The organism is Rhizobacter sp. (assembly GCF_031412495.1).
GTDB lineage: Bacteria > Pseudomonadota > Gammaproteobacteria > Burkholderiales > Burkholderiaceae_C > Schlegelella_A.
In genome coordinates, this window is sequence record NZ_JANODC010000518.1 from 1 (window position 1) to 11,541 (window position 11,541).

Here is an 11,541-nt window from a genome sequence, read left to right on the forward strand (position 1 = left end):
GTGGAGCGTGCCGCCGCTGCACGCCCGCTTCATCGCTGCGATCTATCTCGCCGGCCTGCTCGCGATGGCCTGGAGCTTCTTCGCCGGCAGCGTCGCCGAAGTGCGGATCCCGATCGCCCTGGCGGCGCTGTGGACCGGCGCCTTGCTGCTCGTCTCGATGCTGCACCTCGGTGAGTTCGACTTCGCGAAGCCGCAGGTGGGTTTCTGGATGTTCGCGTACGCGGTCTTCCCGGTCTGGGGCGGCTGGCTCTACGTCAAGGGCGGGGCCGCCGCGGCCGCCCGGCCGCGGCCCGACCTGACCCTCCTCCTCGTGGCATCCCTGTGCCTGCTCCTCGCCGCTGCCCTCCTGGTCGCGCCGGAGACGATGGTCAAGGCCTGGCCGTGGAAGGTGTCGCCGCTGCTGGCAAGCATCTATGCCGGCCAATTCTTCGCCTACGGCGTCTGCGCCGTCCTGCTGGCGCGCGAGGCGCGGCCGGAGGCGCGACGCATCGTCCTCGCCAGCATGCTCGCGTTCACGCTGCTCGCCGTCGTGGCCTCGCTCCTGCACCGCGGCCTGTTCCGCTTCGATGGCCCGGCCGCATGGGTCTGGTTCGGCGGCTTCGGCCTTGCCGGCGCGGTGCTCGCGTCGCGGCTGCTGCAGCGGCCCCGCCTCGCACCCGCCTGAGCCGCGGCTCGAGGCCGCCAAACTGCATCTCGTCGGACCGGCCTCGCGCCGGCCGCCGGCTTATCCGAGCATGCCGCGAGCTTGCACCACCCGCGGCATGAACCACCTCTGTCTCTTCGTCTCGGCCGGCACCACCGAGGCGGCCCGCATCCGGCGCGGCATCGAGCCATGCGGCTTCCGGATCGTCGGCGCCGAGGGGCTGGGAGCGGCCATCGACGCCTTGCGCCAGTGGCGCTTCGACGCCGTGGTCCTCGACGCGCACGGCCTCGGCTCGGGCAGCGTCAACGGCGTGCGCCTCTTGCGTGCCCGCTGCGCCGCGCCCATCGTCGTGCTCGACCCGGCCGGCAGCGAGGAACGCCAGCTGCAGTGCCTGGCCGCCGGAGCGACGGACATCGTCGAGCTCGCCGCCTCGCCGCGCCTGGTCGGCTCGAAGCTGCGCCAGCTCGTGCAGGCGGTGGCCGCGCACCGGCCGCTGCTGCCGCAGGAGCTTCGGGTCGGCAGCCTGAGCCTCGATCCGGCCAGCGGCAGCGCCCACGTCGACGGCGTTCCCCTCGACCTTGCCGCCGCCGAGTTCGACACCCTCTTCGTGCTCGTGGCGCGCGCCGGCCAGCTCGTCGGCCGCGACGAACTGGCCGGGCCGTCGTCGGCAAAGGCGGCGGTCGGGCGCAGCGTCGACACCCGCATCTACCGCCTCCGCCGGCACCTCCGGGCGGCCGGTGCGACGGAGCTCGAGCTGGCGACAGTGCACGGGCGCGGCTACCGGCTGTCGCTGGCCCTGCCGAGCCCGGCCCGCGCTGCCCGGCCGCCGCTGCGGTCGGCCGAGCAGCAAACGAACGGACCGGTCAGCGAGCGCCGAAGCTGGCGCCCTTGAACAGGTCCTTGAACTCGCGCGGCTGCGAGCGCCAGTACTGGTGCGGCGCCGTCACGCTCGCGCCGAGCTTCGCCGCGGCGTGCCACGGCCAGCGCGGGTCGTAGAGCATGGCCCGGGCCAGCGCCACGGCGTCGGCCTGGCCGCTGGCGACGATGGCTTCGGCCTGCTCCGGCTCGGTGATCAGGCCGACCGCGATCGTCGGCAGGCCGATCTCGGCCTTCATCCGCTGCGCGAACGGCACCTGGTAGGCGGGCCCCACCGGGATCGACTGCTGCGGCGAGACGCCGCCGCTCGAGACGTGGATGGCGGCACAGCCGCGCGCCTTCAGGGCGCGGGCGAAGGCGACCGCGCCGTCGATGTCCCACGCGCCGGGGACCCAGTCGGTCGCCGAGACGCGCACCCAGACCGGCTTGTCGGCGGGGAACGCGGCCCGCACCGCATCGAACACCTCGAGCGGGAAGCGGAGCCGGTTCTCGAGGCTGCCGCCGTAGTCGTCGTCGCGCCGGTTGCCGAGCGGCGACAGGAACTGGTGCAGGAGGTAGCCATGCGCGGCGTGCACCTCGATGCCGTCGAGGCCGAGGCGGGCGGCGCGGCGCGCCGCTTCGCCGAACTCGGCGCGGACGCGGTCGAGCCCGGCGCGGTCGAGGGCGTGCGGCGCGTCCTCGTGCGGCGAGTGCGGCACGGCCGAGGGCGCCACCGCGCGCCAGCTGCCCGGCTCGCCGAGGCGGATCTGCGCACCGCCTTCCCACGGCGCCCGGCTCGACGCCTTGCGGCCGGCGTGGGCGAGCTGGATCGCCAGCGGCATCGCCGACTGGCCGCGGACGGCGGCCAGGACGCGGGCCAGCGCCGACTCGTTGCTGTCCGAGTAGAGGCCGAGGTCGCCCGGGCTGATGCGCCCGGCTGCCGACACCGCCGTGGCCTCGAGGATCAGCAGCCCGGCGCCCGACAGGGCGAGGTGGCCGAGGTGGATCAGGTGCCAGTCGGTGGCCCGCCCGTCGCTGGCCGAGTACTGGCACATGGGGGCGATGACGATGCGGTTGTCGAGGCGGAGGTCGCCGATCCGCCAGGGTTCGAAGAGATGGCTCATCGCACCGGATTGTCCGCATGGCCGGGGCTCGCCGCTGCCGGCCGTGCGCTGGCCAGGGCTGCGCCGTCCGGCGCCGGCACGGGCGACCTGCCGGCGCGGCTGCGGATCAGGCGCGGATCGAACATGTCGCGCAGGCCGTCGCCCATCAGGTTGAGGCCGAGCACGGTGAGGGCGATCGCCACGCCGGGGTAGACCGCGAGCTGCGGCGCCTGGAAGAGCTGCGTCTGCGCCTCGTTGAGCATCCGCCCCCACGACGGCGTCGGCGGCTGGGTGCCGAGGCCGAGGTAGCTGAGTGCCGCCTCGGCCAGGATGGCGAGGGCGAACTGGATCGTCGCCTGCACGATCAGGATCGGCAGGATGTTCGGCAGCACGTGCTCGAGCGTGATCTGCAGCTCGCCCTTGCCGAGGGCGCGCGCCGCGGTGACGAACTCGCGCGAGCGGACCACGAGCGCGCTGGCGCGCGTGATGCGGATGAACACCGGCACGTTGAAGATGCCGATGGCGACGATCGAGGTGACCAGCCCCGGCCCGTAGATGGCGGTCAGCATGATCGCCGAGAGCAGCGCCGGGAAGGCGAAGCTGAAGTCGGCGAAGCGCATCACCAGCTCCTCGATCCAGCCGCGCTTCACGGCGGCGAGCAGGCCGAGCATGACGCCGAAGGCCACGCCGATGCCGACGGCGATCAGGCCGACGGCGATCGAGACCCGGCTGCCGACGATGAGGAGCGAAACGATGTCGCGCCCGAAGCCGTCGGTTCCGAGCCAGTGCGCGGCGCTCGGCGGCTGCAGCTTGCGGGGGATGTCGATCTCGGCCGCCGGGTACGGCGTCCAGAAGTACGAGAGCAGGGCGACGCCGATCAGCAGCGCCACCAGGGTGCCGCCGATCAGGAAGCTCGCCGACGCGCGCCGTCTCATGCGCTGCGCAGCCTGAGACGCGGATCGATGACGACGTAGAGCACGTCGACGACGAAGTTGATGAGGACCACGGTGCCGGCGAGCAACATCACGACGTTGCGGACGACGACGAGGTCGCGGTTGGCGATCGCCTGGAAGACGAGCCGGCCGAGCCCCGGCAGCGAGAAGACCTGCTCGATCACGACCGTGCCGGTGAGCAGGTTAGCGAACTGCAGGCCCATCACTGTCAGCACCGGCACCATGGCGTTGCGCATGACATGGCCCCAGAGCACGCCGCGCGGCGATGCGCCCTTGGCGCGGGCGGTGCGGACGAAGTCCTCGCGCAGCACGTCGAGCACGGCCGAGCGGACGATGCGGGTCAGGATCGAGGCCTGCACCACGGCCAGCGCGACGGCCGGGAGCACCAGGGCGCGCACGGCGGCGAAGGGGCCGCCGCCGTCGTCCGTGCTCCAGCCGGGAAAGCCGCCGGCCGAGAACCAGCGCAGCTTCACCGCGAAGGCGAGGATGAGGAGGATGGCGAACCAGAAGTTCGGAATGGCGATGCCGATCTGGCTCGCCGCCATCACGCTCACGTCGCCGATGCGCTGGTGGCGCGACGCGGCGAAGAGCCCGAGCGCGAAGGCGAGCACGGTCGTCAGGGCCATGGCCATCAGCGCCAGCGGCACGGTCACGACGAGCCGCTCGGCGACGAGCTGCGTGATCGGCGTGTCGTAGGCGATGCTGAGGCCGAGCTCGCCGGTGACGAGGCCCTTCATCCAGTCGAAATAGCGGACCGAGGGCGGCCGGTCGAGGCCGAGCTTGGCGCTCAGCGCCGCGATCGACTCCGGGGTCGCGCTCTCGCCCAGCATGACCTCGGCGACGTTGCCGGGAAGGACGTCGAGGACCGTGAAGATCACGATCGAGGCGGCGAGCAGGGTGAGGGCGAAGCTCGCGAAGCGCTTGGCGAGAAAGAAGCTGATGTGGGTTGCTCCGCGTGCCTCTCTATGATGGCGCAAGATCGATCCTGGCCGCCTCGGCAGCCATCGGAGGCAGCCCATGAACGCAGCGCGAGATTCCTTCATCCCGTTCCCCACCGACCGCGTCCTGATCGGCGGCGAGTGGCGCGCCGCCGAGGCCGGCGCGACGCTGCCGCTCGAGGATCCGTCCGACGGCTCGCCGCTGGCGCGGATCGCCCGCGGCGGCGCCGCCGACATCGACGCCGCGGTGGCTGCGGCGCGTGCGGTGCTCGAATCGGGCGCCACCGGCTCGTGGGGCCGGCTCGCCGCCTTCGAGCGCGGCCGCATCCTCGCCGCCATCGGCCGCAAGGTGCTGGAGAACGTCGAGCTGCTGGCCCGTCTGGAGGTGCACGACGTCGGCAAGCCGCTCAAGCAGGCGCGCGCCGACGCCGTCGCGCTGGCCCGCTACTGCGAGTTCTACGGCGGCGCCGCCGACAAGGTGCACGGCGAGACGCTGCCCTTCGCCGCCGGCTACACGGCCCTGACACTGCGCGAGCCGCACGGCGTCACCGGCCACATCGTGCCCTGGAACTACCCGATGCAGATCGTCGGCCGCAGCGTCGGCGCGGCCCTGGCGATGGGCAACGCCTGCGTGCTGAAGCCGGCCGAGGAGGCGTGCCTGACGGTGCTCGCCTTCGCCCGCATCGCCGAGGAGGCCGGCCTGCCGCCGGGCGCGCTCAACGTCGTGCCCGGTCTCGGCGAGGAAGCGGGGGCGGCCCTGTCGGCGCACCCGGACGTGAACCACGTCTCCTTCACCGGCTCGGTGGCGACCGGCGCGCTGGTGCAGATCGCGGCGGCCCGCAACGCCGTGCCGGTGACGCTCGAGCTCGGCGGCAAGAGCCCGCAGATCGTCTTCGCCGACGCCGACCTCGACGCGGCCCTGCCCTTCCTCGTCAACGCCGGCATCCAGAACGCCGGGCAGACCTGCTCGGCGGCGTCGCGCATCCTGGTCGAGCGGCCGGTCTTCGAGGCCGTGCGCTCGCGCATGGCCGAGCGCTACCGGGCCCTTCGCGTCGGCCCGGCGGCGAGCGACCTCGACCTCGGCCCGGTCATCTCGGGCCGGCAGAAGGAAGGGATCGACCGCTACCTGGCCCTGGCGCGCGACGGCGGCCTGGCCTTCGCGGCGCAGGGCGAGATCGTCGCCGACGCACCCGGCGGCGGCCACTACGTGCGGCCAACGCTGATCGATGCGGTCCCGCCGGAGCACGCGCTGGCGCAGGAGGAAGTCTTCGGGCCGGTGCAGGTGCTGATCGCCTTCGACGGCGAAGCGGAGGCGATCGCCATCGCCAACGGCACGAAGTACGGCCTGGTCGCCGGCGTCTGGACACGCGACGGCGGCCGGCAGATGCGCATGGCGCGGGCCCTGAAGTGCGGCCAGGTCTTCGTCAACAACTACGGCGCCGGCGGCGGCATCGAGCTGCCGTTCGGCGGCGTCAAGCACTCGGGGCACGGCCGCGAGAAGGGCTTCGAGGCGCTGTACGGCTTCTCGACGCTGAAGACCGTCGCCATCCAGCACGGCTGAGGGAAGGGCACATCATGCGACTCGAGGGAAAGGTGGCGATCGTCACCGGGGCGGCGTCCGGTTTCGGCGAGGGCATCGCCCGCAAGTTCGTCGCCGAAGGCGCGAAGGTCATCGTCGCCGACCGCGACGCCGCCGGCGCCGCCCGCGTCGCCGAGGCGCTCGGACCGAACGCCCTCGGCGTGCGCGCCGACGTCACGAATGCCGGCGACGTCGAGGCCATGGTCCACGCGGCGAGCGACCGCTTCCAGGGCCTCGACATCCTGGTCAACAACGCCGGCATGGGGCACCTGCCGCAGGCGCTCGAGGCCCTCCCGGAGGACGACTTCGACCGCATCCTCGCCGTCAACGTGAAGGCGATCTATCTCGCGGCGCGGCAGGTCGTGCCGCGCTTCAAGGCGCAGAAGAAGGGCGTCATCCTCAACATCGCCAGCACCGCAGGCGTGAGCCCGCGGCCGCGTCTGACCTGGTACAACGCCAGCAAGGGCTGGGTCATCACCGCGACGCGCTCGATGGCCGTCGAGCTGGCCCCGTTCGGCATCCGCGTCTGCGCGCTGAACCCGGTCGCAGGCGAGACGCCGATGCTGAAGACCTTCATGGGCGAGGACACGCCGGAGATGCGCGCGAAGTTCCTGGCCACCATACCGATCGGCCGCTTCTCGACCCCGGAGGACCTCGGCAACGCCGCCTGCTTCCTGTGCAGCGACGAGGCCTCGATGATCACCGGCGTGGCGATGGAGGTCGACGGCGGGCGCTGCATCTGAGCGCGCCGTCCCCGGCCCTGGCCGGTGCCCTGCTGGCGCTGCTCGCTGCGGTGCTGTTCGGTGCCAGCACGCCCCTGGTCCAGCATTTCGGCGTTGGCGTCGGGCCGTTCTCGACCGCCGCCCTCCTCTACGCGGGTGCGACTCTGGCCGGGGCCGTGCTGCGTCGGCCGGCGGACCGCGAAGCCGGCGTCACGCGTGCCGACCTGCCCCGTCTGCTCGCCCTCGCCGCGCTGGGCGCGGTCGCGGGTCCGGTCGCCTTGGCGTGGGGCCTGCAACGGACCAGCGGGACGAGCGCTTCGCTCGTCCTGACCTCCGAGGCCGTATTCACCGCCCTGTTCGCGCTCCTCCTCTATCGGGAAGAAATCGGCGGTCGCGTCGCGCTTGCCATGGCCCTGCTCGCCGCCGGCGGCGCGGTCCTCGCGGTCGAGCAGGGCCGGCTCGGCGGGAGCTCCCTGCTGGGCATCCTCGCCGTCGCGCTCGCCGCTGCGGCATGGGGCCTGGACAACGCCCTCTCGCGCAGGCTCGCCGAGCGAGACCCGGGCCAGGTCGTGTTCCTGAAGGCGATCCTCGGTGCCTCCGCTGCCGGCACCATCGCGATGGTGGTCGGCGAGCCGCTGCCGCGTCCCGGTGCGCTGCTCGGCCTGCTGCTCGTCGGCGCCACCGGCTACGGGCTGAGCCTGCGCTTCTACCTGCTCGCCCAGCGCGCGTTCGGGGCGGCGCGGACCGGCTCGGTGTTTGCGTTCGCCCCCTTCTTCGGGGCCGGGCTGGCGCTTGCCCTCGGCGAGCGGTCGGCTGGCTGGCCGACGCTCGCCGGCGCGCTGCTGATGCTGACGGGCGTGGTGCTGCACCTCTTCGAGCGGCATGACCACGGTCACGTCCACGAGGCGATGACGCACGAGCATGCGCACCGCCACGACGACGCCCATCACGCGCACGGGCATGCGGAGATGCCGGCCGGCGGAACGCACAGCCATCCGCACCGGCACGACCCGCTCGAGCACCGTCATCCGCACGTGCCGGACGCCCACCACGGGCACCGGCACTGAGCGTGCCGCCACGCTCCCCGGCACCGATCAGCGGCGGCTGCGCTTCAAGGACACGGTCAGCGTCGCGGCGGCGCTGCCGCGATGGGTCCACATCCAGCAGAAGTCCTGCGCCAGCGGCGTGACCAGCGTCCCGCGCGCCCTCGCCGTGGCGTCGCGTTTCTCCGGGTACACCACGTGGGGACCCCGGTGGTAATGGATGTTGAAGTCGAGAGGCGTCGGGCTCGCGTACGCCCATCGCACCGATTCGCCCCGGGCGAGCTTGCCGCACACCTCGACGAACTTGCCGGGCAGCACCGACGACGTGAGCTGGAAGCGCCCGGTGGCGCCCCAGGTGATGGGCACGGGCTCGGCCCGGGCAGCGCACGCTGCCGCGCCGAGGAGGAAGCACACCCACGCGGCCTTCACGAGTCAACCCCCCTTCGATGCGGCGGCCGAAGGCGGCCGAGGCACTGCCAGATGGCGCCGGATCAGTGCCACCGCTTCGGCGCCATCCCACTCGGCGGGGCCGACCAGGCGGCCGATTTCCCGGCCGTCGCGGTCGAGCAGGAAGGTCACTGGCACGCCCGGGACGCCGAGCTCGTAGCCGGCCTCGCCTTCGGGATCGTTGTAGACGCCCAGGTGGCGGATGCCGAGGCTGGCATAGAAGGCCTTCACCGCCGGCACGGCGGCGGCGCCCTTGTCGATCGAGAGGGCGACGACGTGCAGGCCTTCGGCTGCGAGCAGGGCTTGCACGCGGTCGAGCGCCGGCATTTCCTGGCGGCAGGGTGCGCACCAGGTCGCCCAGATGTTCAGGAGCACGACCCTGCCGCGGGCGAGATCGGCCGGGTTGCCATCGCCGTCGCTGAAGCGAAGCGGGGGCAGGGCGCGCCGTTCCGCCTGCACCACGAAGCGAAGCCGATCTTCCCCGCCGCTGCCGCCGCGGAAGGCGTACTGGAGCAGGGCGGCTCCTGCGACCAGGGCGGCGAGAAGCAGCAGCGCCCGCGTGGGCTGCGGGCGCCGGCTCCGCGCCGGCGGCGGCAGGTCCTCGGGCGGCCCGTTCGCGCTCATGCCGGATCGCGCCCTGCACCCGCTGCGGTCGCGCCCGGCCGGCCCCGGCGCAGGAGGAGGAACGCGGCCGGGATGACCAGCATCGAGAGGAGGGGGGCGGTGATCATGCCGCCGACCATCGGTGCCGCGATGCGCTGCATCACCTCGCTGCCAGTGCCGGTGCCGAGCATGATCGGCAGCAGGCCGCCAAGGATCACGGCCACCGTCATCGCCTTCGGCCGGACCCGCTGCACCGCGCCTTCGCGGATCGCCTCGAGCAGGTCGGCCGTGCTCGTTCGGCCCTGGGCGAGGCGCTCGTCCCACGCGTGCTTCAGGTAGATCAGCATGATGACGCCGAACTCCGCGGCCACGCCGGCCAGCGCGATGAAGCCGACGACGCTCGCGACCGAGAGGTTGTGGCCCAGCAGCCAGAGCAGCAGGATGCCGCCGACGAGCGCGAACGGCAGCGAGGCCATGACGAGCAGGGCCTCGTCGAAGCGCTTGAAGGCCATGTACAGCAGCACGAAGATGATCATCAGGGTGAAGGGCAGAACGATCTTCAGGCGGGCCGTGGCCCGCTCGAGGAACTCGAACTGGCCGGACCAGGAGATCGAGTACCCGGGCGGCATCTTGACCGATTGCGCGACCGCGCCCTGCATCGCCGTGACCGCCGAGCGCAGGTCGCGGCCGCGGATGTCGACGTAGACCCAGCCCGACAGACGCGCGTTCTCGCTGCGCAGCATCGGCGGGCCGTCGCTGATGCGGATCGTGGCCACGTCGGAGAGCACCAGCCGCGCCCCGCGCTCGGTGACGACGGGCAGGCTGCGCAGCGCTTCCAGCGAATCGCGGCGTTCGCGCGGATAGCGCACGTTGATCGGAAAGCGCTGCAGGCCTTCGACGGTCTCGCCGATGTTCGCGCCGCCGACAGCCGAGGTGATTACCGACTGCACGTCGGCGACGCTCAGGCCGAAGCGTGCCGCGGCCTCGCGCTGGATGTCGACGTCGACATACCGGCCGCCGGTCAGCCGCTCCGCCAGCGCGCTGGAGACCCCGGGGACGTCGCGTACCGCGCGCTCCACCTCGCCGGTCAGGCGATCGATCGTGGCGAGGTCGGCGCCGGCGATCTTGACGCCGACCGCGCTCTTGATGCCGGTGGCGAGCATGTCGATGCGGTTCCTGATCGGCGGCACCCAGATGTTCGAGAGGCCGGGCACGGTCACCGCACGGTCGAGCTCGGCGATGAGCATGTCCTGCGTCAGGCCGGGTCGCCACTCGGCGCGCGGCTTGAACTGGATCGTGGTCTCGAACATCTCGAGCGGTGCCGGGTCGGTGGCGCTCTCGGCCCGTCCGGCCTTGCCGTAGACGCTGGCGACCTCGGGAACGGTCCTGATCAGCCGGTCGGTCTGCTGCAGCAGCTCGGCCGCCTTGCCGGCCGAGAGGCCGGGCAACGCCGACGGCATGTAGAGCAGGTCGCCCTCGTCGAGCGGCGGCATGAACTCGGCGCCGATGTGCCGGAGCGGCCAGAGGCTCGCCGCGAAGACGAGCCCGGCGACGAGCAGGGTCGACTTCGGCGCCCGCAGGACGATGTCGAGCAGGGGCCGGTACAGAGCCATCAGCACCCGGTTGATCGGGTTGGCCTGCTCGTGCGGGATGCGGCCGCGGATCAGGTACCCCATGAGGACCGGGATCAGCGTCACCGCCAGCCCCGCCGAGGCGGCCATGGCGTAGGTCTTGGTGAAGGCGAGCGGCGCGAACAGGCGGCCCTCCTGGGCCTGCAGCGTGAACACCGGGATGAACGACAGCGTGATGATCAGCAGCGAGAAGAACAGCGCCGGGCCGACCTCGACGGCGGCGTCGCCGATGACCTGCCAGCGCCTCTCGCCAGCCAGCGTCTCGCCGGGGTGCGCGTGGTCCCAGCGCTCGAGGTGCTTGTGCGCGTTCTCGATCATCACCACGGCGGCGTCGACCATGGCGCCGATGGCGATGGCGATGCCGCCCAGCGACATGATGTTGGCGTTGACGCCCTGCTGCTGCATGACGATGAACGCGGCCAGGATGCCGAGCGGCAGCGAGACGATGGCGACGAACGCCGAGCGCAGGTGGAACAGGAAGGCGAAGCAGACGACGGCGACGACGAGGAACTCCTCGAGCAGCTTGCCGCCGAGGTTGCTCACTGCGCGCTCGATCAGCCCGGAGCGGTCGTATACCGGCACGATCTCGACGCCCTGCGGCAGGCCGGGGCGCAGGGTCTCGATCTTCGCCTTGACGGCGGCGATGGTCTTGAGCGCGTTTTTGCCGGAGCGCATGACGACGACGCCGCCGACCGCCTCGCCTTCGCCGTCGAGCTCGCCGATGCCGCGCCGCATCTCGGGTCCGACTTGGATCCGGGCGACGTCGCCGAGCGTGACCGAGACCCCGGCCTCGGTCGTCAGCAGCGGCACGGTGCGGAAGTCGTCGAGGCTCTGCAGATAGCCAGAGGCGCGCACCATGTACTCGGCCTCGCCCAGCTCGAGCACCGAGCCGCCGGCTTCCTGGTTTGCCGCGCGGATTGCCGCCACGACGCGGGTGTGCGGGATGCGGTAGGCGGCGAGCTTGTCGGGATCGAGGACGACCTGGTACTGGCGGACCATGCCGCCGATCGTGGCGACCTCGGCG

General features: G+C 72.4%; 11 protein-coding genes. 5 read left to right on the top strand and 6 right to left on the bottom strand.

Annotation, left to right across the window (positions count from 1 at the left end):
• On the top strand, window positions 1-664 hold a 664-nt coding region (locus AC30N0_RS19455), incomplete at its 5' end, for a hypothetical protein (RefSeq protein WP_489519533.1).
• Between the two features lie 97 nt (window positions 665-761).
• Window positions 762-1,535 (top strand): response regulator transcription factor, encoded by a 774-nt coding sequence (locus AC30N0_RS19460; protein WP_489519534.1) that lies wholly within the window; start codon window positions 762-764, stop codon window positions 1,533-1,535.
• On the opposite strand, the gene AC30N0_RS19465 is transcribed toward AC30N0_RS19460, so the two are convergent.
• Genes AC30N0_RS19465 through AC30N0_RS19475 form a run of 3 tightly spaced genes read right to left on the bottom strand, consistent with a single transcriptional unit; the run spans window position 1,507 to window position 4,495 of the window.
• Window positions 1,507-2,622 (bottom strand): NADH:flavin oxidoreductase/NADH oxidase, encoded by a 1,116-nt coding sequence (locus tag AC30N0_RS19465; RefSeq protein ID WP_489519535.1) that lies wholly within the window; start codon window positions 2,620-2,622, stop codon window positions 1,507-1,509. The two genes, AC30N0_RS19460 and AC30N0_RS19465, sit on opposite strands and share 29 nt — an antisense overlap.
• Window positions 2,619-3,536 (bottom strand): ABC transporter permease, encoded by a 918-nt coding sequence (locus AC30N0_RS19470; protein WP_489519536.1) that lies wholly within the window; start codon window positions 3,534-3,536, stop codon window positions 2,619-2,621. The genes AC30N0_RS19465 and AC30N0_RS19470 overlap by 4 nt, the downstream gene beginning before the upstream one ends.
• Window positions 3,533-4,495, bottom strand: a complete 963-nt coding sequence (locus AC30N0_RS19475) for an ABC transporter permease (RefSeq protein ID WP_489519542.1) — start codon at window positions 4,493-4,495, stop codon at window positions 3,533-3,535. The genes AC30N0_RS19470 and AC30N0_RS19475 overlap by 4 nt, the downstream gene beginning before the upstream one ends.
• A 76-nt stretch (window positions 4,496-4,571) precedes the next feature.
• On the opposite strand from AC30N0_RS19475, the gene AC30N0_RS19480 reads away from it, so the two are divergent.
• Genes AC30N0_RS19480 through AC30N0_RS19490 form a run of 3 tightly spaced genes read left to right on the top strand, consistent with a single transcriptional unit; the run spans window position 4,572 to window position 7,860 of the window.
• On the top strand, window positions 4,572-6,053 hold the full coding sequence (locus AC30N0_RS19480; protein WP_489519537.1) for an aldehyde dehydrogenase family protein: 1,482 nt from the start codon (window positions 4,572-4,574) through the stop codon (window positions 6,051-6,053).
• A 14-nt stretch (window positions 6,054-6,067) separates the two neighbouring features.
• Window positions 6,068-6,814 carry a glucose 1-dehydrogenase gene (locus AC30N0_RS19485; protein ID WP_489519538.1) on the top strand — a complete coding sequence of 249 codons (747 nt, stop codon included), beginning with the start codon at window positions 6,068-6,070 and terminating at the stop codon, window positions 6,812-6,814.
• Window positions 6,805-7,860: a DMT family transporter gene (locus AC30N0_RS19490; RefSeq protein ID WP_489519543.1), complete on the top strand. Its 1,056-nt coding sequence runs from the start codon at window positions 6,805-6,807 to the stop codon at window positions 7,858-7,860. Before AC30N0_RS19485 ends, AC30N0_RS19490 begins: the two co-directional genes overlap by 10 nt.
• 27 nt (window positions 7,861-7,887) lie before the next feature.
• Here AC30N0_RS19490 and AC30N0_RS19495 read toward each other — a convergent pair whose 3' ends face one another.
• The 3 genes from AC30N0_RS19495 to AC30N0_RS19505 all read right to left on the bottom strand — a co-directional run.
• A complete protein-coding gene (locus AC30N0_RS19495; RefSeq protein ID WP_489519539.1) occupies window positions 7,888-8,265 on the bottom strand; it encodes a hypothetical protein in 378 nt (125 codons plus the stop codon).
• A 3-nt stretch (window positions 8,266-8,268) separates the two neighbouring features.
• The gene (locus AC30N0_RS19500) at window positions 8,269-8,907 is read right to left on the bottom strand and encodes a TlpA family protein disulfide reductase (protein WP_489519540.1); all 639 of its coding nucleotides are present in this window, start codon (window positions 8,905-8,907) and stop codon (window positions 8,269-8,271) included.
• A partial coding sequence (locus tag AC30N0_RS19505) for an efflux RND transporter permease subunit (protein WP_489519541.1) occupies window positions 8,904-11,541 on the bottom strand: 2,638 nt, incomplete at its 5' end. The genes AC30N0_RS19500 and AC30N0_RS19505, both read right to left, overlap by 4 nt.